The sequence below is a fragment of the Niallia oryzisoli genome (assembly GCF_036670025.1).
Classification (GTDB): Bacteria; Bacillota; Bacilli; order Bacillales; family Cytobacillaceae; genus Bacillus_BD; species Bacillus_BD oryzisoli.
Map to the genome: position 1 here is coordinate 3,979,403 of NZ_CP137640.1, position 20,593 is coordinate 3,999,995.

The window sequence follows — 20,593 nt, forward strand, 5'->3', positions numbered from 1 at the left end:
CTTTTATTTCGAAAGGTTACTGGTAGCCAGTACTATGTAAGTAAGTTTATAATAATAAAAGGATAAATATTTTTCAATAATCAAAATATTCAGTAATGTTGATTATTGAACAACTTCACTGACAATTGTTTATTAAAAAAAGAAAAAAATATAAACCTTTTAAATGGGAGAAATGCTGATGAAAAAAAACGAAAATAAAAGAGTCCAAAGAACAAAAAATTCATTAAAAAAAGCGCTGCTATCTTTACTGAAAATCAAGACCTTTGATGATATTACAATAACGGATATTATCAAAGAAGCCGATTATAATAGAGGTACTTTTTACATTCACTATGAAAAAAAGAAAGATTTATTGGATGATTTAATGAAGAAATATTAGCAGAAATGCTTATTTCCATTAGAAAGACGTATTGGAGTTTAGAAAAGGAAGTATTCATTACGGATCTAACCCTTACAACCATCTTTGATCATTTTTTAGCCAACAAAGATTTCTATAAATTAATGCTCAGATCTAATCTTAATCATGACTTTCGCGAAAAACTGATTAAGCTAATGAAACAGCATTTTCGAGAGGATATTGAGTTTATAACTGATGAACAAGTGGATCTAGAACTCTTCTATTCCTTTCGGGTACACGGTTTAATTGGCTTCATCTCAAATGGATTGAAAACGATTTCAACCATTCTAAAGATTACATGTCAGAACAAGTCGTTAAAATTGCCAGCTTACATACCAATAAAGTTTATGTGAAATTGGGGCTTAGTGACCGGACGTAGGGACAGGTCTGTTCTTAATCCAATTTTCTGGGCTGATTTAATTTTCATGACTTCTGCACCACCCTTTCACCATTGTTATATAGACAAAGGGGTCCAAAACGTCCCATCAATTTAGGGAAATTGTTCAGTTTTGTGAAAGGGCCGGAGTGACATTCATCGTCCCAGTTGCAACTTTTTTCTCTTTTGTAAAAAACTCCTGTTTTCTAGGAATACGAGATACAATTTTTTGTGTAACAAAAAAGAAACAGTCAACATTCATTTTTGAATCGTGAATGTCTCTTTTCATTTGTATTGTCATCATTCTCAAAATGATTTTTATAACTGTTCGCTTTACCTCTAGTACTACCGGGGTCGTCTATTCTTTTACTAGTTGTTCTTACTGAAAAGCTGCATTCATTACTATTCCTTGATTTTTAATTTATTTGGGTTATCTGTAGCGGATTTCCCGCTAAAATTTTCTCCACATCCTCATATCCCGGTAGAAAAGCATAGTTGTATCGTGCAGGAAGGGCAAACACATAATGATTGTTTCGACCCAATTCAGTTGGGTCCAAAGGAGCCGCTCCTATATGAAATTCTTCTTGCTTAAGTGAGTTCCACTGATTTAGTGTAAATACCATAATCGGGATATCCTGACGCGGAGTTTCCTTCGTCCACTTCGGATCTCTAATAGATAGAATCGGACCTGTTTCAACTACCGTGCTTCCGCTTGGACCTCCATTAGCAGCGATCCCCTCCCACTGATCAGTGATAATTGAATAACCACTCCAACTTAAAGGAAGATTAAAGCTAAAACCGTATTGTGTATTTTGATAAACAATTGATTTGGATGCATCAGATGAAGCGGAAGAAGATGGGTCAGGTTTGTCGGAAGTAGTATTTTGCCTTTCGCTGGTGGTGGGGTTTTCTTGATCTTGATTACCGCTCGTCGGATTACTGTTTCTTGAACATCCGATGATAAGAAATAGAACTGAAGTTACGAGAGCCCATTTAAGGATAGTTTTTTTTAATGCAACGTTCATAATCATTCTCCTCACATTAAAATTTTCAAAAACCCCGTATACACTTAAAGTCTTATGAAGCTCTGTATTCACTATTATTTTACCATTCATCGTCTATCTGCGGATATTCTTACCTTCATGGATACTTATCAATTATCATATTCCAATCTTCATCTATCGTATTCCAATCTTTATAATGTATTTCACTATACCCATTTAAGTAAAAAAGACCACTACCTTCTATATTATATGTAGAAAGTTAATGGTCTTTTTATTATCTTGACGAACAACTTTATCTTATTCCCCTCCAGTAACGCCAATCGCTTCTCCAGTGATCGCAGCTGCGCCGTCTGAAGCTAAGAATAGAGCTGTAGCTGCATTTTCAGAAGGTTCAAGTAAACGTTTCATCCATTGAGCACCTAAGATGTGGTGGTTTAATGCTTCTTCAACCGTTGTTCCATCTTTTTCTGCAAGTTTTGGTAATTGTTTTTCGATTAGTTCAGTACGAGTCGGTCCAGGTAAAATCGAATTAGCTGTAATCCCATTTTGTGCATTTTCCATTGCTACTACGTTCGTAAAGCCGATTTGGGCATATTTCGCTGCAACGTAAGCGGATTTTTACGCATCAGGTCTTCTGCCGTGTCCTGAAGAAATCGTAATGATACGACCATATTTTTGTTTCTTCATAGCAGGTAGAACATGTTTCGTTGTTAAGAATGTCCCTTTTAGAATAACACCGACAACTAGATCCCATTTTTCTTTTGGGAACTCTTCAACAGGAGAAATAAACTGAACTCCTGCATTGTTAACTAGGACATCAACGGTTCCACGTTCGGCAATAACTTGTTCAACTGCTGATTTAACACTTTCTTCTTTTGCCACATTTGCTTTGTATCCTTTTGCATTTCCTAATTTTTCTGCTGCACTTTTGGCAGCTTCTTCATTAAGATCAAAGATTGCAACAAAGTCGCCATTATTATTAAAGCCTTGAGCAATCGCAAAGCCAATTCCTTGAGCTGCACCTGTAACGATTACTGTCCGTTCTTTTGCCATAAGTAATACTACCCCTTTATTCGTTCGATTTTTGTCTATAATTAAGATATTTTTTTCAACACGTAGCTATTTCGCCCTTTTTGAGTCAACGGACCTGTCCCCTCAACCCATATGTTTTTCTACTGTGCTATAATTGATGGTGAAGGTATATCCTACTATTTAAATTATTTAACATGATGAAACTTTGGTGAAAGGTCGTAATATCAATGGATTCAACAAATAATACTATCGAAGTGATTTTGCAGCAGGGACAGAATGTCTTAGAAAGCACGAAGGATTTAAAGCGTAGTGCTAAGAAAAAAGGTAAAGAGCGTTCTGACTTATATGAAAAATTTTGTGCGAATCAACATTCGTTTAATGTGTATACATATATTGATCCAACTATAGATCAATTGGCTGAGATCCAATTATTTCAACAAAAAATGGAATTATTCAGGGAAGACTTTACAGGCGTATTAAATAACTTTGAAAAAGAAGTCAATTTGCAGCATATTGAAAAAACTTATGTAGAGGTGTTCATTGCATACGATGCAATGGTTAATGCATTAGGATATCCTAAAAAAGCTTTAAATGCAAAAGGATATTAAGAATCCTTTTCGTTATTAATGAGCATTCAATATAAGAGGCTGGTTCTCTTGCTGCCTAAACAGCCGTAGAACCAGCCTTTATTTTCATTCCATACTCGTTTTCAGTTTTTCTTCTGTTACATGGGGACGGTTCTGCCGTTTTAGGCAGCTTGGGCTGCCAGCAACCCAAACTCTAAGAAATAATTACACGGAAGAGCGTACTTACTATTCTTTAAAACCATTCAATATGACTAAAATGGTACTTCCCTCATGTCCAATCAAAACTAGTAAAAAATCCACCCTAATTGATAATATTTATAATCACCATATTTAAAAATGTACGAAAGCTGCCATAAGTATGGCAGCTTCCAATATATAATCATCGATTTTTATTTTCCTATACCCAGCCAAAAAGTCGAACAACAGTAGCTGTTAGGAATGTAACCCCAATGGCGATAGCTGTTGGAATCGCAAACGACATAAAGGTCCATTTCTTACTTTTCGTTTCTTTATAAATATTAAATAGTGTTGTTCCACACGGAAAATGCAATAACGAAAATAACATCATATTTAAGGCCGTTAACCAGGTCCAGCCGTGGTCTATAAACACTTGCTTTAACCTGCCTAAATCCTCAATTTCAAGCATAGCCCCTTGAGATAAATAGGCCATGATAAGGATAGGGACGACAATTTCGTTGGCAGGCAGCCCTAGGATAAAGGCGGCTAAAATAAACCCATCTAACCCCAAAGCCTTTCCAAATGGATCTAGGAAGTTAATAAAATACATTAATATACTTGTATCGCCAATAAACACATTCGCTAAAATCCATGTGATAATGGATGCCGGTGCCGCTACTATGACTGCTCTTTTTAAGACATTCCAAGCTTTATCAATACTTGCCCTTACTATCGTATTTATTATCTTTGGCCTTCTAAAGGGAGGAAGCTCCAGTGTGTAATGAGAGGGAACTCCTTTTAAAGCCGTTTTAGAAAGTACCCACGATACAGTTAAAGTAACGACGACTCCGAAAAGGACAAATCCCATTAATATACCTGCTGTTGCTAATGTGCCCCCCGCTCCAGCAAAACCAGCAGTCATGAAAAGAGAGGCTAATAAAATCAACGTGGGCCATCTTCCGTTACATGGGACAAAGTTATTGGTTAGAATCGCCAGCATCCTCTCTCGTGGTGATTCTATAATTCTCGTAGATAAAATGGCTGCTGCGTTACACCCAAAGCCCATTGCCATCGTGAGTGCTTGCTTTCCATGCCCGCCTGCCCGTTTAAATAAACGGTCCATGTTAAATGCTACCCTTGGTAAATACCCGTAATTTTCCAACAAAGCGAAAATTGGGAAAAAAATAGCCATTGGCGGCAGCATGACGCTTATGACCCAGCCTGTTCCTCTAAATAACCCAAGAACCAGAATTCCGTGCAGCCATTCAGGTGCATGGTTCGCCTGAAAACCCGCTGTTAGCTTGCCCTCTGCCCAGCCAAAGCCTTCAGCAATCAGGGAAGAAGGTACATTTGCACCTGCGATGGTAACATAAAAAACCGCACCAAGCATGAGCAGCATAATAGGAAATCCTAAGAGCCGAGAAGTGAATATGGAATCCAAGATATCTGATCGGTTGGACTTTACTTTCTGATATGTTACCGTTTCTTTGCATAACGATTTACTTGTATCATAAATACTGCTTACAATATCATCCCTAATAGCCGTATTTATTTTCGATTTTCCCTCATTGATTAAACTGTCTAATGAATTACGAATGGATGATGGTTCCGAATTCATATGGCTTCACCTCACTTCCGTTACTCTTTATTTGTTCGTGGAGCTTCTTTAGCAAGGCTTCATCTCCATCTAGAAGTCTCAGTGCGATCCACCTTGATGGATATCCATCACCTATCAACTCACTAACAATAGGTTCTAATTGATTAATTTGTTCTTCAATTTCCGCTCGATAGGTCAGTCGATAGGGTTTTGTTTGAATATCGCCCTTTAGCAGCCTTGCAATTGTATTAAGTAAAGTATCGATTCCTCGTTTGTTACGTGCCGATATCTTTACAACAGGAACGCCAAGTTTAGACGACAGTTTTTCCTCGTCAATCACAATGCCTTTTTTCTCCGCTTCATCAATCAGATTAATACAAATGATGACATGATCTGCCATCTCTAAAACCTGGAGGGCTAGATTAAGATTTCTTTCCATTGATGTACCATCTACTACAACCAATGTGACATCTGGTTTCTCAAATACAATGTAATCCCTTGCTACTTCTTCATCCGTTGAGTTAGAAAACAAAGAATAAGTACCGGGTAAATCAATGAACAGATACTCTTGTCCCTGATATTTATATGTCCCTTCTGCATGAGAGACCGTTTTTCCTGACCAATTACCTGTATGCTGCTTTAATCCTGTTAAGGTATTGAATAATGTACTTTTCCCTGTGTTCGGGTTACCTGCAAGAGCAATTCGATTAACTTTCACTTAGACCCCTCCTCACACTTCACCCAATATTTTTGAACTTTCCTCATTCCGAAGAGCTACAGTTGTGCCACTAACCCGAAAGGCGGTTGGGTCTCCTAATGGACTTTTTTGAAGCACCAAGACCTCTGCACCTTTTACAAAACCTAAATCTAATAATCTCCTTCTCATGACCCCTTCTAGTTTTAACTCTTGGATGACAAAGAGCTCTCCCTTTGAACAGTCAGACAGCGGTTTTAAGCTTTTTGACAAAGGCATGTTTAGTTCCTCCATGATCTAAATTAATTTCCCATAGAAAAAAATGTTTCCCAAAGGAAAATCTAAAGGTAAAAAAAATAAACATTTACCTATAGATTTCAAAGGACCTTCTTTTTCGTTGTATTTATTGATTGTGATTTGACTAAACAGGTTAACAATTGAATAATACTCTTCCTCGTTTAACACACCGAAAACTTTACAAAGATAGGCATTTACGATAATTTTCTTTTTGATCCGATTAGATAGATACATTTTAAATCAACTCACTTTATTCTTATTTTATTTAGTAATGTTAAAATGTTTCCTAAGACCAAAAATAATTCTCGACTTTAAATTTATTTAACAAAACCAATTCTCTCTTTCCACCTTTGTATTTTTACTAATTAAAAACCCTATAATCAATTTCCAGTAAATTCTCTTTATTATTAACAATATTATTTTACCTTGTGCAACTTTTTAAGTCTATAGAAAAAAAGAAGTTCTAAGGTAATTTTTTTAGATAAACGAAATATATTTAGAACTTAATTATTTAACGGTTTTGCAGTCAATAGTTTTATATCTAACTTTTAAAGAATTCAAATTGTTAGATTATTTAAATAAATGAGTTGCCTTAAGGAAACATATTTGGTAAAGTATAAAAAAGACAGGGGAGATTTCATGTTGGGGAAAATGAAAGATTATATTTTATTGAATTACATAAAACAAAAGCTTGTGAAATATGATATTAAGATCGTTCACTTTATCCCGGGACGTATACGTCTTCAATCTTTACAATGGAGGACAAACAAAACCCTGATGGAGACAGTCATAAAAGAATTACAAGCACAATCCATGATTTTTTCTGTTCAACCAACTTTTATAACAGGAAGTTTAGTCATCACCTATGACACTTCCTATATAACAAATTTACAAGAACTAGATTCATGGTTTCGCGTGCTTGATCAAGTGTACCTATTAAAGTGAATGAACTAAGGAGAGATGAAAAGATTGATTTCTACTCTTATGGGAATAGGGATGTCCTTAGTGGCTCCTAAAATAATGTCACAGTTTCGAGATCAAAAAATAAAAGTGGTTCACGCCATGCCAGGAAGGCTTCGGATACAATGTGATAGTTGGAAAAATGATACAGTCGCTAATGCTTTAAGCAAAAAAGTAGAAAAACATCCTTTCATTTTATCTGCTAAAGCATCTTCTATTACTGGAAGTCTTACAATAGAATTTACCATGCCCCATATCAGCCAACAAGACCTAGATGAAATCATGCAATGTATTGTCCAAACGGCCTCGGATGCTATCGTTCACACAGATGCTAAGCTTATGAGGGGATTTCAGAAAACTATAGGTACAGTGGACAAAGGAATTAAAAGGCAAACAAACGGGTTGGCTGATTTCGATAGTTTATTCGTTCTGTTTTTACTGGTAAAAGGGGTCCAATCATTCAGTCATTCTCCTGCTTTTTCATCAAGTATATTGTATTGGGCTTATACAATCATAAAAGGAAAAGGAAGTGAACAACCACATGCTTAGTGTGGTACACTCTTTACCCGGTCGGACCCGTATCCATCTAGAAAGTTCCTTAACTCCTTCTGCAATTGAATGTTATATTCGATCACTTCCTTATGTCTACTCCGCTACATACACCAAAGAAACAGGTAACGCTCTCATTCACCATGATACTTCTCTATCCTTGTATACGCTTAAAAAGTTCATTCGACCAGTATGCAGCAAAAAGATTCAACCTCTCCCATGGAGAGATTTTGTCCCTATTGCCGCATGTGGAGCTATGTTTCTAGCGAACTGGTATATCCAGAGTCGCCCTGTTTCTTTAGTGATGAAAAGAATTAGCCATTGGGCAGCTATCCTCACATCTATTGCTTCATCCCTTGGTGTGATAAAAAATGGGACATTGAGTCTGATCCAGAATCGAAAAGCAAATGCGGATACGTTAACAGCTGCTTCTATTTTTGCCGCTCTCTATTTAGGAAATCCAGGGTCTGCCCTTGTGATAACGATGATGTCGTCCATTAGCGAGCTGTTAACAGAACATACGTCGCAAAAGACGAAAGAGTATATCCATTCTGTCATGAGTCTTGATACCACTTATGCTTGGAAAGTCAATGAACAAGGAACCGAGGAAAAGGTAGCACTCGATGAAGTTCAAATTGGTGATAAAGTCATCGTGTTTACTGGCGAAAAAATTCCTGTTGATGGGGTTGTCACCGAGGGACAGGGAATCGTCGATGAATCCTCGATTACAGGAGAATATATGCCAAAGCAGGCTGGAAAAGAGGATCAAGTTTATGGAGGAAGTATTTTACAGGATGGCCATCTCGTCGTTCTCGTTGAAAAAGTAGGTGACGATACCGCAATCTCGCGAATTGTCAAATTATTAGAAGAAGCGCAGGATAAAAAAGCACCCATTCAACATATGGCTGATCATTTAGCTCAAAAAATGGTTCCTGTTTCATTTGGTTTAGCCCTGATGTCCTTCCTATTCACGCGAAATGTCAATCGAGCTCTCAATATGTTAGTGATTGATTTTGTTTGTGGCATTAAATTGTCCACGGCTACGGCTCTTTATGCTTCGATTGGAAAGGCCGCCAAAATGGGAGCTGTTGTTAAAGGAAGTAATCATATCGAAGAAATGGCGAAGCTGAATACGGTTCTTCTTGATAAAACCGGTACGATTACAGAAGGAACACCTTTTGTCCAGCAAGTAGTCCCTTGTGAAGGGTACAATCAAGAAGAAGTGATTCGATTGGCCTCTGCAGCCGAAAAGAATTCGTCTCATCCAATAGCAGATGCCATTATTAGACAGGCAAAAGAATGGAACATTGAGATCCCTAACCGAGACGACCATGCCAAAGTAGACAATATCATCGGAAAAGGAATTCTAACTTCTTTGCAAGGGAAACAAGTGGTAGTGGGCAGCCTTCGCTTTATGAAAGAACTAAAAATTAAAATGGATCATTTTGTTCAAAAGCTTGAAAAAGACGGAAACTTCATTTATGTGGCCTATGATCAAACGCTAATTGGTGTGATCAGTATTTTTGATCGAATTCGTGTTGGGATGGACCGTGCCGTTCAGAAATTACGACAGCATGGGATTCAGGACATTGTGATGTTAACGGGTGATAAACATACAGTTGCAAGACAGTTAGCACGCAGCCTGCGCCTTAATGCGTATCATGCAGAAACCTTACCCGAAGATAAAGCCAAATTTGTCAAGCAATATAAACAAAATCGTACAGTCATGATGGTAGGAGATGGAATTAATGATGCCCCTGCTTTAGCTTATGCAAATATTGGGGTCACGATGGGAAGAAAAAGAACCGATATCGCCTGCGAAGCAAGTGATATTATGATTACGTCCGATAACCCAAAAGTGCTTCCGGAATTAGTTGGATTATCCAAAAAAACCATGAATATAATTAAACAAAACTTCGTTGTTACTTTTTTGATAAACGGAGGAGCTGTAATACTCGGGGCACTTGGGATCATTTCTCCAGTTGCAGGGGCAGCAATCCATAATGCGGCTACAATTGGAGTGGTGCTGAACAGTGCGAGAATTTTATGGATGGGAGATGAAAAATTTGAAGCACAAATTCTATCTTCTTCATGATCTTCCAGGACGCCTGCGTTTGCATATTCCAGCAATAGAAAATCAGAACTATGAAGAGGTTCAATCGCTTTTTTCCTCTTTAAAAGGGATTGAACAGGTACGCATTGAGCCTATAATTCAAACGATGCTGATTCAGTACAACTCAGATGAAATCTCGCGAAACCATTTACTAAGAAGTGTGTCTTTATTTTTTCATCAAGGGACTTTTAATCCGCTAGATAGGTTTATCGGTCACATTAAACCTAATGTTCGCAGAGGAATATTTCGTTCCCTTATAGCAGGTGGTTTATTACTCGTTGCCTACTTGCAAAAATCATCTTATAAACACCCGACTGCTTTAACCTATTGTGCCGTGATTGCGACTGGTTATGCTGTTTTGTCACATGGAACGAAGAATAAACTGCACCACCCCGATATTCTTACGGGGATCTTAAGTTTAGGATCCCTCGGACCAGCCAACATCCTGCATGGGGCTTTAGTGACATGGGCCGTTAATGTATTAGAGTTAGTACATGAAATGCGAGACAATCAAGTAGTTTATCTTTAATGATAGATATTTTCATACATAAATGTATGATGATATAACAAAAAAAGATACAATAAGGGGAGATCATAATGGCATTAAACAAGGACTTTTTAATGGGGTTTTTATCTGGAACCGTGGCTGGTGCGGTTGGTTATCGTCTATACGAGCAAAATGGCGGTCAACTGCAGCGGTTAATCCAACCACAAGGAGCTTTTAATCAAACGATGTCTTCTTATCAACCTTCTTTAGAGGAGTTAGTCGCTCAAAAGGAACGTTTAGAAGATATGATTGCGGAAAAACAAGTAAAATAAGGGAAAAAAGGAGAAACAACAGGCTGTTTCTCCCTTTTTCTTCTATAAAAATATAAGGGGCATACATGTTAATTACAAAATTTATAAAATGACTGAATACGGGATTGATCTTGGTTAAAGTACTGATTCAGCATGTTAATCCTCTCTATAACACAAGTACTCATATTAAATTCAATCTCTTCCATTTCGTTTACATGGAGTTCCTCGATACCAATAATGTCCAAGAATTGTTTTAATACTTCATGTTGTTTGACAAGAGCCTTGCCTAGTTGTTTTCCTTTTTCGGTAAGATATAGTTTCCCATAATATTCATACTGGATCAATCCATAATCAGCTAATTTTCTCGTCATTCGTGAAACAGCAGAACGGTTAACTCCAAGAGCTTTTGCTACAAGTAAGGGGGTTACTTGTATAGCGCCATCTGATAATAAGTATATTTGCTTCATATACTGTTTCATTCCGGAAGTAAGCATTTCATTTTCACCAATCCTTCCCATTCAAACAACTTTTTACTCCATAGTGGAAGCTCTTACTGGCTTTACATACTTTGATATTAACCCAAGCTTGGGTGAAAAGATAAAACTAATTACAAAGAGGATACCTGTTACAAAAGCCATGGAACCTGAGATTGAAGTGTCGATCAGAGCTGCTATATAATAACCAACTATCGCAGAGATGTTCCCAAATAATCCACTTAAGACCAGCATAATGGAAAGTTTATCTGTCCATAAATAGGCTGAAGCAGCAGGTGTAATTTGCATAGCCACCACCATAATGGCACCAACCGCAGGCAAATGTTGTAATGGAGACAAGATTCATTAATACATAATGCATCAATAAAGTATGAATTCCTAGGCAAGCTGCAAGTGCAGGATCAAAGGTGGTAATTTTTACTCTTTATAAAAGGCCACAATAAACAAGAGCACGATCACAAAAACAAGAGCCAGTAAATCCGCTTTGATTTCCAACCGTCCGATTGGCTACTGTGAGGAGCATGATCCCAAAACCATAAAAAATAGATAATATCATGCCCATGGCTGCATCTTCTTTAATTCTTGTGGATGATCGGATCCACTCAATAAAAAAGGCCCCTATTAACGCACTGACTGCAGCTCCACTAATGAGGATCAATAGCTGTTTCTCCTGAAACAGAAGGAATACAAGAACAACACCAGGAAGTGCTGCATGAGCAAGAGCATCACTCATGAGACTTTGTTGTTTCCAATAGGACAAGCATCCCACTGTTCCTGCTGCTACCACTAAAATCATGGTGCTAAAGAATACCCATTGTGTATTACTGTTTAATAGAATGGACCACATTTTGTCTTATCCCACCCATCCAGCGAATATTTCCACCGTACGTTTTGGCAATATTATGTTCAGTAAACACTTCTTCTGTATTTCCATGCTCAACAACCTTGCGATTTAAGAATAAAACATGGTCAAAGTAATCCTCTCAACGGTTTGTAAGCTATGATGAACAACCATAACTGTTTTTCCTAAAGCTTTTAATTCTTTCAAAATGTTCATAATGGCGCGTTCTGTTGCAGCAACTACTCCAGCCAAAGGTTCATCCATAAAATACAAATCAGCATCCTGTACTAAAGCCCGTGCCAAAAAGACCAGTTGTTGCTGACCACCGGAAAGTTGACTGATTTGCCGATTGGCATAATCAGCCATTCCCATTTTTTCTAATGCTCTAAAAGCCTTTTCTTGGTGTAAACGGGATGGCCTTTTCAGCCATCCAATTTGTCCATATAATCCCATCGTAACGACATCAAGAGCGACTGTGGGAAAATCCCAATCCACCGATCCTCTCTGTGGTACATACCCAATTCGTTTCTTCATTTTTTTAAAGAGGATCCAAAAAAACATTGCCAGTTAAAGAGGGATGGAGATTCAATAGGGTTTTAATTAACGTTGGCTTTCCCGCTCCATTCAGACCAACAATACCAGTTAAAGATCCTGCCTCCACCTCAAAATTAACATGATGCAATACAGTATTTTTGAAATATGCTGCTGCCAAATTTTTGACATCGAGTACGATTTCGCACATTTTACTCATTCCTTTCCTTCAAAGCCTCGTAGATGGTGTTCATATTATGACGATACATCCCGATATATGTCCCTTCCTCTGTTCCTGCTTTACCCATAGCATCAGAGAAAAGTTCTCCTCCTAACTCAACATTTACTCCGCCACTTTTCGCTCCCTCAATGACAGCCTTGATGGAGCTTTCATTAATACTGCTTTCAACAAATACGGCAGGTACCTGACATTCTGTAATCATATCAATTGTTTTTTGAATATCTGAAACACCTATTTCCCCATCGGTGCTTAATCCTTGCAAACCAACCACTTCCATATCATGCATGTTTCCGAAGTAACCAAAAGCATCATGAGCTGTTACAGGAATCCTTTGTTGTTCTGGAATTTCATGTAATTTTTTAGTTTCCTTTTTTAATTGTTCTAATTTGGAAAAATAACCCTTTTTGTTTTATTCAAAATAACCTGATTTATTCGGAGAGTATTCTTTTAATTTTTCTACAGCTGCTTCAATTGCTTGTTTCCAAAGATCAATTTCAAACCAAATATGTGGTCTACTGCATTATTCTCATCTTTTAACAGCAATTGTTTGTCAATCGTATCGCCTACGGCGAGAACAGGTTTTGATTTAGACAGTTTCTCTAAAATATCGACCATATTCGCTTCTAAGTGCAAACCATTATAAAAAATCAAATCTGCTTTTGCGATCGTTTGAATATCTCCATGCGTTGCCTGATAAAGATGTGGATCCACAGATGGTCCCATTAAACTTATTACTTCTAAACGGTCCCCACCAATAACAGATAATGGTTCTCCGATTTGTGCAATTGTCGTGACAACAGTAATTTTTTCATCCTTTGATTGCCTAGATGGTGTATCACTGGATTTAGATGCTCCTTCATTTGAACTTGGGGTACTTTCATTTTGGCTACACGTGGTAAATTAAAAAATAAAACTCAACACAATAAACTCCATAACTTTTTTCTTAACATTATGAGAGTTGTCCTCTTCCTCATTTTTTGTATTGGAGAAACTTTTCTGTTAATTACAATATATAAAGACAGATGGATTATGTCAACATTTTTTTCTAATAACAATTATGTTTGCTTAAGGAAACTTTTTAGACATAATTAAAATTTTAAGATTTAAAACTTCCTATATTTTATTGTTATTACTAGTTAACAATCCTGCTAACTAGACAGATTGCGATGAAGATAGCTTCAATTGCTGATTGTTTATTTGACGGATTCAAACCATTCTTGATATTCTAATTAACTAAGTGGCTTATTAATAATCCAAGATTATCCAAGCAGTTCCTGCCTAAATTATGGAGGTTTTGTATGTCCAATATATTTAAAAAGCTTTGTTCTTTACAAATCATCCTATTAATCCTTTGTTTTGTCGCTTCTTTGCTGTTTGTTTATCATAATCATTCATTCTATGAACGACCGATCGCTAAAGTTATTGAAACAAAAGTGACAGATCATAAGGAAGTAATAGATATATATGAAAATAAAGATAGACTTTTCACTCAAGGTATCCTAGCGGAAGTGAAAAATGGACCGCATAAAGGACAGAAGATCCATTTAACCAATCAGTATTCGTTATCAGGGGCTTATGATCATGAATACCGTGTTGGCAGCGAAGTGTTTATTTCGATTGATCAAGTGACAGAGAAAGAATCAGAGTTAACTGGGACGATCAAGGACGTGAAAAGGGATAAATATCTTCTCCTAGTTACATGGATGTTTATTTTTACATTGCTGTTGGTTGGGAAAAAACAAGGGCTGTTATCAATTATAAGCTTAGCCATTAATGCCTTATTGCTATCAATTGCCTTAGATATATATCTGAACACATCAGACATTAGTTTGTTATGGATTTGTGGTATCAGCATTATTTTATTTACGGTAATCTCGTTGTTACTCGTGAATGGTTTTAATGAAAAAACCTATGCAGCTATTATAGCTACGCTGCTAGGGACGTTCCTTTCGTTATTGATTACATATGCTGTGATGTGGTTAACATCCGAACGAGGACTGCGGTATGAAGAAATGCAATTTATTACGCGCCCACACAAATTGGTTTTTATGGCAGGAGTTTTTATTGGATCCTTAGGAGCTGTTATGGATGTTGCCATTACCATGTCATCTTCCTTATTTGAATTATTTGAAAAAAAGAATGATATATCGGTACAGGCACTTAAGAAGTCTGGTATGGATATTGGTAAAGATATTATGGGAACCATGACCAATATTTTGTTTTTTGCCTATATTAGCGGTTCCATTCCGATGATTATCTTATATTTTAAAAATGCCTCTTCATTAGGATTCACTCTTTCAATGAATCTATCACTGGAGTTGGCACGAGCACTTGCAGGGGGGATTGGTATTGTGTTAACGATTCCGATTGGACTGTACATTACTCTTTTCTTCATTCGGCAAAAGAGGGCCAAAGCATGAATGTACTCGTTTGTTTAGCTGTTATTTTGTTTTTATTAATGAGATGGATTGGCGGAAAAAAAGGAACAAGATCCTTTTTGGCATTATTTTTTAATTTTGGTGTTGTACTAATAGGTTTTCTATTTTTGACACATCCCGGGATTAATCCAATTATTTTCACAGTGTTGGCCTGTATTGTAATTAGCTGTATCACTCTTTTTTATATTAATGAAATCAATAGTAAAACTAAAATAGCCTTCCTTTCTACGATGGTCACCATTGGTTCTTTACTATTGTTTATTGTTCTAATAACGAAGATAGCGATGATTCAAGGGTTTGGTGAAGAAGAAGTAGAAGAGCTAAGCGTCTTTTCCCTTTATATTGGAATCGATTTTGCGAAACTTGGAGCTGCTGTGTTGATTATGGCTGCCATCGGCGCGATTACAGATACGGCCATGGCGATTTCCTCACCTATGTACGAAGTATTTCTTCATCATCCCACCATTAGCCGGAAGGAATTATTCACTTCTGGACTAAGAATTGGCAGGGATATTTTAGGGACAAGTGCGAATACTTTATTTTTCGCTTTCTTTGGAAGCTACCTAGGATTAATCCTATGGTTTAAAGAGTATTCCTATTCATTCGGAGAAATCGTCAATTCCAAAGTATTTAACACTGAAATGATTTCCATTCTATGTACCGGAATCGGAGTAGCCCTCGTTATTCCCATCACTTCATGGATTTATGCATACTTTTTAGTAAAAAAATAAATGACGGTTCTGAAAGTTCATCTTCCCAGTTGCAATTGTATTACTCTTTTGTAAAGAGCTCTTGTTTCTAGAGATTTATTATATGCAAGGTTTTTGTGTAACAAAAAAAGAGACAGTCACCATTCATTATTAGAATGTGACCGTCTCTTTTTTCTTGAAAGAAACGCCTATTCTTCCATAAAAATACGTGCGTAGTATTCTGTTTCTTCATCTAATTTGTTGTCTTTTCTCAATTCATCAATAGCATCTTTTCTGTCATCTGCAATCACTTGAAAACTTCCTGATATATTTGGTGCTTTCCCTTTGTTTTTATCCATAAGTTCACTCCTACATTTCATCCTATTTATATTAGTTTTTACATTCCCCTTTATTTTGCGTTTAAATTTAAACTTTATTCGAAAGGCTCATGATGATTTTTACAATAAGACAATGTGTCAGGCTCCATCCGCTGAATATTTTGTTCACTAAACCTGCTCCATTCGAACAATAATTACAACGAAAAAAACGTCAATCCTTCTTGAATTAACGTCCTCGCTTCCAATATGGTGGTTCTTCTATTTAATTCTAGACATCTGACTAAGGATTCATGAGCTATTCTCTAATTGTTTTCTGATGAAGATGGATTTTCGATTTGGCCTTGATCGCATATATCAGGATCTTGAATCACCGTAATAATCAGGGATTTTGCAGGTGAAAAATCTCCCACTGAAAAATTAGCACCAAATAATTTTACGTTTGCCGTATGGCTATTTTGTAATGTTCTTCCAATATTAATGTTTGCATTTTGTGTCATCCCGTTTACGTACAGGTTGAAAATATTAATTTGATTAGACATAAGGGCCTCCTATTATACAAGCCTTTTGAATTTAATATAAAATATGTTAAACAAGCATTATAGGAAATGGACAAACATGGAATTTAGTATATATAGTTTATTATCCTATCTTATTGAAGAAACAAACCAGCGGGGAACACAGGCGGATTCTCGTGTTTCAACTGTAGTTATGATGAAATTAAAAAGTAATCCCTGCAAAGATTAAACTTCACAGGGATTACCATCTAATGATGGAAACAACAAATCCTTCCTTTATTTCTGAAAAGTACCTGGCTCCGATGAAATTTTCCATCCTGAAGCAGTTTTTAGACTAAATCGAAAAACCGAATAATGACATGAGGAACAAATGTCGCATGGTCTTCTTCCCGCCCCTTATAGAAACGATTTTTTTCATTAAGTGTTGCAACTAGTGGCAACACTCATCCGGGGCATCATAGTGCCAATAATTAATTATCAATTTATTCTTGCAATTTTAATTGATAACGATTATCATTATTATTGATAATGATTATCAATTTCAACAAGATTCCAATAAATCACTGTTCCAAACCTAAACAAAAATATTTTTTATTGAGAGGAGAAACATAATGTCTGAAATGATTATGATTTATGCTTCAATGACTGGAAATACTGAGGAAATGGCCAATGCAATTGCAGAGGGAATACGAGAATCTGGAAAAGATTTAGAAATAAACGATATCTTTGATAACCCTTCTGCTTCAGAACTTGAGAAATACGATGGGATTTTGCTCGGTTCCTATACATGGGGCGAAGGCGCTTTACCAGATGAGTTTTTAGATTTTTATGAAGAAATGGATAAGCTTGATCTATCTGGAAAAAAGGCTGTTGTATTTGGTTCCGGGGATACCGTATATGAAGATTTCGCTGGTGCTGTAGATATATTAATAGCAAAACTACAAGAACGTGGAGCTGAAGTCGTTCTTAATGGATTAAAGGTTGATACAAGCCCTTCACCGGAAGATATTGAGCAATGCAAACAGTTTGGAAGTGAATTTGTTAATCATTTAAATCAACAAGAAAATTGTCAAATATCTAAATAAACAGGAGGAATTTTTATGAAAAGGAAGAACCATCTGATCTCTATAAAAACCCTTACCGATAATCATTTAGAATCCTTCATAAGATGCCCTAATAAATTTTATCATCAATATATTTTAAGAAAAAATAGTAGTGGTGAGGATCTTGGAAGACAGATGGTTGAATTCTTTGTTCATAAAATCATCCTTGATTATTATCGTTTGCCCTTAAAGGAACAAAATGAACTAAATTTGTTAAAGATCATTGTTCAATATCGAGACTATATTCATCCCAGTTTATTTGAGAGTAAAGTTGAGTACTATGTTACTTTGGCAAAAATAACTGATCATTTGCTCTTATTTTTAACATCCAATCAACAAGATGAACCACCATTGTTTTTATATGAAAGACTCCAAGTTCCCGTGAAAGAACTCAAAACAAATCTTTCTTTAACAATCGATATGGGAGAATGGTGTAAGAATACGTTCACAATCAAAAAATATATACTCGATACCGATGATAGAATTGTATCCTTATACAAGTATTTATTGGCCGTATTTGCAAAAAAAGCTTTTGGGGTCCTTCCAGATCAAATTGAATTATTCTCCCTACTGGATGGCAATCGTCATACCATGACTCCAACTGAACACGATGTTGCTAAAGGGTTAATGTATCTTGAATTGGTGAAAGATCACATTCAGAAGCCAGAATATTATGTAAAGCGGAATTGTGATCATTGTTCAGAATGTATACATAACAAAGAATATGACCATCCTGAAGCTCAAAATGAAAACAAATCCAATTTACTAGCTGCGTCTTTCAAAACAGTCCTGCATTAAGAACGCAGGGACAGTCCCTTGACCGAGGAATAAAAGTGTAATAAATACCTATATGAGAATATAGAAGAGCTCGATTCAATTTTTATTTGGATGGCTAAATAAAGATTTATGAGGATTCATTCGATCATAAAATTCAAAAAGGAAAGTTCTTCAGAGAATCTATTTTCTCTCAGAACTTTCCTTTATTATTTATTAAGCCCGGATGAGTCCACCATTTATTTTTGGATTGAATCCGTCTCTTTTTTATTTGAAATTTTCATTAAGATCCTGCAAAGAATAAACTCCACAGGGATTACCATTTAATAACGGAAACAACAAATACTTCCTTTATTTCTAAAATGTACCTGGCTCAGATGAGATTTTCCATCCTGAAGCCGTTTTTTGAAACTCGATGTGAATATACTCATAGGATAAACTAGTACCCAGAGGGACTTTAAGATCAAATTCTTTTTCATTACTATTCCCTTGATAGGCGACAACTGTAGCTTTCTGATAATTTAGCAGTGAACCGCCATCTGCATTGGGCTGCGCCAGTTTTCCGTTATGTGTAATGATACCCGCTCTTTTTGTATAGGCATTGATTGCGTCTAGTGTATAGGATTCTTCGAGAAAAGCAGTTAATTTCTTAGTTGAGTTTAGTTCCGACCCCATGTAGCGGTAGTCCAAATCATTAAACAAGAAAGATTCAATCGCACCTTCCAAATTCCCTCCGCTAGTGACATACCAATACTTATTGACAGCCTTTGTCAAAGCATCTACAACTTGTTTTTCCTCCATACTGCTATAGGAAGGGTCGGCACTTTCTGGTACAATAGTGGAAATCATTTTTTCTCTTAAAAGCAAGGCTTTCTCATAATGAGAATCAGATTGTTTCCATGCTTCATTCGCTTTCCCCTCAGTAAGGTAATAGACAAATTGGCTTGATTCGGCTATTTTTTGAAGCGGTAATTCTTCATACAGCATTTCTTTTGAATAGACTTCCACAGCAAAAAGCTTTTCTTTTTGTTTATTGTCATTCGTATAATAGACAGACACAATAGTATTTGTTGAAGGGCCATTCTCTTCTTCAATAAGGAGATAAGGTGAAAGCTCCCTTGGGATGCTCATGTTCATTCCTGCCTCTGGCAAATGATACGATACAGGTGCATCTCCCTTTAATAATTCAATTTTAATTTTGTTTTTTAATTCCTCGAATTCATGGAAGGAAGGAACCACGATACGATTGTTCATTCCTTGATTAATCGCCATTAGCGCTTCACCTGGATGATTGGCTTTTAGATGGGCATCAGCTAGATAGTACCAGTATTGTGCTTGATCAGGAACCGCTTCACTCCTCTTTTGGTAATACTCAACGACTTTAGGATAATAGAACGGGAGGCTTGCTTGATCGTCCTCAAACTGATTCTTTTCCCACTTTAGAAGCTTCACATCAAAGATATCATTCATTTCTTTCTGCCAAACCGCCAATTTATAAGTCTTTTCCCCTTTTAGGCGAATGACCTCCAATTCATGATAGTTCTGTTTCCCAATCAGCTTGAATTCTTTATTCTCCCATGTATAAATTTCAAGCACATTTCCAGCCATATTACCGATCTTCCAGCCGATGAGCAATTCATCATGACCATCACCAGTCAGATCACTTGTTGCCTCATAACTAATCTCATATCCAGGTCCCTTTCTTGAAAAAACCTTTTCAAACCCTCCGCCTTTTTCCTTTAGCACGATTGCCCCGACATCACGCGTATTATTAAGTGACTGGTAAAGAACAACCGATTCCATCTTACCGTCCCCATCAAAATCAGAAGGAAGAATGGATTGATTCCCTATAGGGGCATTAGCTATGACAGGAACTGTTCCTTTTGGAAGATAGTTTTCTGCGACAGATGTTATATTTTGCATGCCGGCACTCGCCATTCGGGGAGATTGTATTAAGCTGGAAGGCTCTGGCAAAAAGCCGCAGCCCGTTAAAAGGATGGAAAAACCTATGATAAAAAAAGTGAGCAAACGACTCTTTCTTTTCATTG

General features: G+C 36.6%; 22 protein-coding genes and 3 pseudogenes. 12 read left to right on the plus strand and 13 right to left on the minus strand.

Features of this window, described 5'->3' with window-relative positions; translation table 11 throughout:
* Positions 1 to 178: 178 nt before the first annotated feature.
* Entirely contained in the window at positions 179 to 379 is a 201-nt protein-coding gene (locus tag R4Z09_RS19985) for a TetR/AcrR family transcriptional regulator (RefSeq protein WP_338448489.1), read from the plus strand.
* A 5-nt stretch (positions 380 to 384) separates the two neighbouring features.
* Positions 385 to 750 (plus strand): TetR-like C-terminal domain-containing protein, encoded by a 366-nt coding sequence (locus R4Z09_RS19990; protein WP_338448490.1) that lies wholly within the window; start codon positions 385 to 387, stop codon positions 748 to 750.
* 439 nt (positions 751 to 1,189) lie between these two features.
* On the opposite strand, the gene R4Z09_RS19995 is transcribed toward R4Z09_RS19990, so the two are convergent.
* Positions 1,190 to 1,798: a hypothetical protein gene (locus tag R4Z09_RS19995; protein ID WP_338448491.1), complete on the minus strand. Its 609-nt coding sequence runs from the start codon at positions 1,796 to 1,798 to the stop codon at positions 1,190 to 1,192.
* 276 nt (positions 1,799 to 2,074) lie between these two features.
* Positions 2,075 to 2,830 (minus strand): annotated as a pseudogene (locus tag R4Z09_RS20000) (SDR family NAD(P)-dependent oxidoreductase).
* Between the two features lie 206 nt (positions 2,831 to 3,036).
* Between R4Z09_RS20000 and R4Z09_RS20005 the strand changes: the two are divergent.
* Positions 3,037 to 3,417, plus strand: a complete 381-nt coding sequence (locus R4Z09_RS20005) for a hypothetical protein (protein WP_338448492.1) — start codon at positions 3,037 to 3,039, stop codon at positions 3,415 to 3,417.
* A gap of 376 nt (positions 3,418 to 3,793) precedes the next feature.
* Here R4Z09_RS20005 and R4Z09_RS20010 read toward each other — a convergent pair whose 3' ends face one another.
* From R4Z09_RS20010 to R4Z09_RS20020, 3 genes are read right to left on the minus strand one after another with little or no spacing between them, the layout of a single operon-like run.
* The gene (locus R4Z09_RS20010; protein ID WP_338448493.1) at positions 3,794 to 5,191 is read right to left on the minus strand and encodes a nucleoside recognition domain-containing protein; all 1,398 of its coding nucleotides are present in this window, start codon (positions 5,189 to 5,191) and stop codon (positions 3,794 to 3,796) included.
* Entirely contained in the window at positions 5,163 to 5,888 is a 726-nt protein-coding gene (locus R4Z09_RS20015; RefSeq protein WP_338448494.1) for a FeoB small GTPase domain-containing protein, read from the minus strand. The genes R4Z09_RS20010 and R4Z09_RS20015 overlap by 29 nt, the downstream gene beginning before the upstream one ends.
* A 12-nt stretch (positions 5,889 to 5,900) precedes the next feature.
* The gene (locus R4Z09_RS20020) at positions 5,901 to 6,143 is read right to left on the minus strand and encodes a FeoA family protein (RefSeq protein ID WP_338448495.1); all 243 of its coding nucleotides are present in this window, start codon (positions 6,141 to 6,143) and stop codon (positions 5,901 to 5,903) included.
* A 669-nt stretch (positions 6,144 to 6,812) separates the two neighbouring features.
* Between R4Z09_RS20020 and R4Z09_RS20025 the strand changes: the two genes are divergently transcribed.
* The 5 genes from R4Z09_RS20025 (at position 6,813) to R4Z09_RS20045 (ending at position 10,602) form a co-directional block, all read left to right on the plus strand.
* The gene (locus R4Z09_RS20025; RefSeq protein ID WP_338453315.1) at positions 6,813 to 7,106 is read left to right on the plus strand and encodes an HMA2 domain-containing protein; all 294 of its coding nucleotides are present in this window, start codon (positions 6,813 to 6,815) and stop codon (positions 7,104 to 7,106) included.
* A 15-nt stretch (positions 7,107 to 7,121) separates the two neighbouring features.
* A complete protein-coding gene (locus R4Z09_RS20030) occupies positions 7,122 to 7,670 on the plus strand; it encodes an HMA2 domain-containing protein (RefSeq protein ID WP_338448496.1) in 549 nt (182 codons plus the stop codon).
* Positions 7,663 to 9,765 carry a cation-translocating P-type ATPase gene (locus tag R4Z09_RS20035; RefSeq protein WP_338448497.1) on the plus strand — a complete coding sequence of 701 codons (2,103 nt, stop codon included), beginning with the start codon at positions 7,663 to 7,665 and terminating at the stop codon, positions 9,763 to 9,765. The genes R4Z09_RS20030 and R4Z09_RS20035 overlap by 8 nt, the downstream gene beginning before the upstream one ends.
* Positions 9,737 to 10,312, plus strand: coding sequence for an HMA2 domain-containing protein (locus R4Z09_RS20040; protein ID WP_338448498.1), 576 nt, complete (start codon positions 9,737 to 9,739; stop codon positions 10,310 to 10,312). The genes R4Z09_RS20035 and R4Z09_RS20040 overlap by 29 nt, the downstream gene beginning before the upstream one ends.
* A 68-nt stretch (positions 10,313 to 10,380) precedes the next feature.
* A complete protein-coding gene (locus R4Z09_RS20045; protein WP_338448499.1) occupies positions 10,381 to 10,602 on the plus strand; it encodes a hypothetical protein in 222 nt (73 codons plus the stop codon).
* Positions 10,603 to 10,670: 68 nt separating this feature from the next.
* Here the strand turns inward: R4Z09_RS20045 and R4Z09_RS20050 are convergent, their stop codons facing one another.
* The 5 genes and pseudogenes from R4Z09_RS20050 to R4Z09_RS20070 form a co-directional block, all read right to left on the minus strand.
* Positions 10,671 to 11,099: a metal-dependent transcriptional regulator gene (locus R4Z09_RS20050; protein ID WP_338448500.1), complete on the minus strand. Its 429-nt coding sequence runs from the start codon at positions 11,097 to 11,099 to the stop codon at positions 10,671 to 10,673.
* Between the two features lie 12 nt (positions 11,100 to 11,111).
* Complete coding sequence (locus tag R4Z09_RS31145; RefSeq protein WP_422392204.1) at positions 11,112 to 11,375, minus strand: metal ABC transporter permease; 264 nt, start codon at positions 11,373 to 11,375, stop codon at positions 11,112 to 11,114.
* Positions 11,376 to 11,499: 124 nt separating this feature from the next.
* Positions 11,500 to 11,922 carry a metal ABC transporter permease gene (locus tag R4Z09_RS20060; RefSeq protein ID WP_338448501.1) on the minus strand — a complete coding sequence of 141 codons (423 nt, stop codon included), beginning with the start codon at positions 11,920 to 11,922 and terminating at the stop codon, positions 11,500 to 11,502.
* Positions 11,897 to 12,658 (minus strand): annotated as a pseudogene (locus R4Z09_RS20065) (metal ABC transporter ATP-binding protein). Before R4Z09_RS20065 ends, R4Z09_RS20060 begins: the two are co-directional and overlap by 26 nt.
* Position 12,659: 1 nt before the next feature.
* Positions 12,660 to 13,540 (minus strand): annotated as a pseudogene (locus R4Z09_RS20070) (metal ABC transporter solute-binding protein, Zn/Mn family); the annotation flags it as partial.
* 446 nt (positions 13,541 to 13,986) lie between these two features.
* On the opposite strand from R4Z09_RS20070, the gene R4Z09_RS20075 reads away from it, so the two are divergent.
* Together R4Z09_RS20075 and R4Z09_RS20080 are read left to right on the plus strand one after the other, a co-directional pair.
* Positions 13,987 to 15,108 carry a YibE/F family protein gene (locus tag R4Z09_RS20075; RefSeq protein ID WP_338448502.1) on the plus strand — a complete coding sequence of 374 codons (1,122 nt, stop codon included), beginning with the start codon at positions 13,987 to 13,989 and terminating at the stop codon, positions 15,106 to 15,108.
* Positions 15,105 to 15,857, plus strand: a complete 753-nt coding sequence (locus tag R4Z09_RS20080; protein ID WP_338448503.1) for a YibE/F family protein — start codon at positions 15,105 to 15,107, stop codon at positions 15,855 to 15,857. The genes R4Z09_RS20075 and R4Z09_RS20080 overlap by 4 nt, the downstream gene beginning before the upstream one ends.
* Positions 15,858 to 16,024: 167 nt before the next feature.
* Here the strand turns inward: R4Z09_RS20080 and R4Z09_RS20085 are convergent, their stop codons facing one another.
* Together R4Z09_RS20085 and R4Z09_RS20090 are read right to left on the minus strand one after the other, a co-directional pair.
* Positions 16,025 to 16,174 carry a hypothetical protein gene (locus R4Z09_RS20085; protein ID WP_338448504.1) on the minus strand — a complete coding sequence of 50 codons (150 nt, stop codon included), beginning with the start codon at positions 16,172 to 16,174 and terminating at the stop codon, positions 16,025 to 16,027.
* Positions 16,175 to 16,455: 281 nt separating this feature from the next.
* Positions 16,456 to 16,692, minus strand: a complete 237-nt coding sequence (locus R4Z09_RS20090) for a spore germination protein (protein ID WP_338448505.1) — start codon at positions 16,690 to 16,692, stop codon at positions 16,456 to 16,458.
* Between the two features lie 587 nt (positions 16,693 to 17,279).
* On the opposite strand from R4Z09_RS20090, the gene R4Z09_RS20095 reads away from it, so the two are divergent.
* Both R4Z09_RS20095 and R4Z09_RS20100 read left to right on the plus strand, forming a co-directional pair.
* Positions 17,280 to 17,753: a flavodoxin gene (locus R4Z09_RS20095; protein WP_338448506.1), complete on the plus strand. Its 474-nt coding sequence runs from the start codon at positions 17,280 to 17,282 to the stop codon at positions 17,751 to 17,753.
* Between the two features lie 15 nt (positions 17,754 to 17,768).
* On the plus strand, positions 17,769 to 18,569 hold the full coding sequence (locus R4Z09_RS20100) for a hypothetical protein (RefSeq protein ID WP_338448507.1): 801 nt from the start codon (positions 17,769 to 17,771) through the stop codon (positions 18,567 to 18,569).
* A gap of 333 nt (positions 18,570 to 18,902) precedes the next feature.
* On the opposite strand, the gene R4Z09_RS20105 is transcribed toward R4Z09_RS20100, so the two are convergent.
* Positions 18,903 to 20,591 (minus strand): DL-endopeptidase inhibitor IseA family protein, encoded by a 1,689-nt coding sequence (locus tag R4Z09_RS20105; RefSeq protein ID WP_338448508.1) that lies wholly within the window; start codon positions 20,589 to 20,591, stop codon positions 18,903 to 18,905.
* Between the last annotated feature and the right edge of the window lie 2 nt (positions 20,592 to 20,593).

Excerpts from the sequence above, each read along its gene's own strand:
- R4Z09_RS20090 (WP_338448505.1), bottom strand. The coding sequence starts at position 16,692 with ATGTCTAATCAAATTAATATTTTCAACCTGTACGTAAACGGGATGACA.
- R4Z09_RS31145 (WP_422392204.1), bottom strand. The coding sequence starts at position 11,375 with ATGGTGGTGGCTATGCAAATTACACCTGCTGCTTCAGCCTATTTATGG.
- R4Z09_RS20025 (WP_338453315.1), top strand. The coding sequence starts at position 6,813 with ATGAAAGATTATATTTTATTGAATTACATAAAACAAAAGCTTGTGAAA.
- R4Z09_RS20095 (WP_338448506.1), top strand. The coding sequence starts at position 17,280 with ATGTCTGAAATGATTATGATTTATGCTTCAATGACTGGAAATACTGAG.
- R4Z09_RS20050 (WP_338448500.1), bottom strand. The coding sequence starts at position 11,099 with ATGGGAAGGATTGGTGAAAATGAAATGCTTACTTCCGGAATGAAACAG.
- R4Z09_RS20100 (WP_338448507.1), top strand. The coding sequence starts at position 17,769 with ATGAAAAGGAAGAACCATCTGATCTCTATAAAAACCCTTACCGATAAT.
- R4Z09_RS20045 (WP_338448499.1), top strand. The coding sequence starts at position 10,381 with ATGGCATTAAACAAGGACTTTTTAATGGGGTTTTTATCTGGAACCGTG.
- R4Z09_RS20085 (WP_338448504.1), bottom strand. The coding sequence starts at position 16,174 with ATGGATAAAAACAAAGGGAAAGCACCAAATATATCAGGAAGTTTTCAA.
- R4Z09_RS20080 (WP_338448503.1), top strand. The coding sequence starts at position 15,105 with ATGAATGTACTCGTTTGTTTAGCTGTTATTTTGTTTTTATTAATGAGA.
- R4Z09_RS20060 (WP_338448501.1), bottom strand. The coding sequence starts at position 11,922 with ATGTGGTCCATTCTATTAAACAGTAATACACAATGGGTATTCTTTAGC.
- R4Z09_RS20030 (WP_338448496.1), top strand. The coding sequence starts at position 7,122 with ATGAAAAGATTGATTTCTACTCTTATGGGAATAGGGATGTCCTTAGTG.
- R4Z09_RS20035 (WP_338448497.1), top strand. The coding sequence starts at position 7,663 with ATGCTTAGTGTGGTACACTCTTTACCCGGTCGGACCCGTATCCATCTA.
- R4Z09_RS19995 (WP_338448491.1), bottom strand. The coding sequence starts at position 1,798 with ATGAACGTTGCATTAAAAAAAACTATCCTTAAATGGGCTCTCGTAACT.
- R4Z09_RS19985 (WP_338448489.1), top strand. The coding sequence starts at position 179 with ATGAAAAAAAACGAAAATAAAAGAGTCCAAAGAACAAAAAATTCATTA.
- R4Z09_RS20020 (WP_338448495.1), bottom strand. The coding sequence starts at position 6,143 with ATGCCTTTGTCAAAAAGCTTAAAACCGCTGTCTGACTGTTCAAAGGGA.
- R4Z09_RS19990 (WP_338448490.1), top strand. The coding sequence starts at position 385 with ATGCTTATTTCCATTAGAAAGACGTATTGGAGTTTAGAAAAGGAAGTA.
- R4Z09_RS20010 (WP_338448493.1), bottom strand. The coding sequence starts at position 5,191 with ATGAATTCGGAACCATCATCCATTCGTAATTCATTAGACAGTTTAATC.
- R4Z09_RS20005 (WP_338448492.1), top strand. The coding sequence starts at position 3,037 with ATGGATTCAACAAATAATACTATCGAAGTGATTTTGCAGCAGGGACAG.
- R4Z09_RS20075 (WP_338448502.1), top strand. The coding sequence starts at position 13,987 with ATGTCCAATATATTTAAAAAGCTTTGTTCTTTACAAATCATCCTATTA.
- R4Z09_RS20105 (WP_338448508.1), bottom strand. The coding sequence starts at position 20,591 with ATGAAAAGAAAGAGTCGTTTGCTCACTTTTTTTATCATAGGTTTTTCC.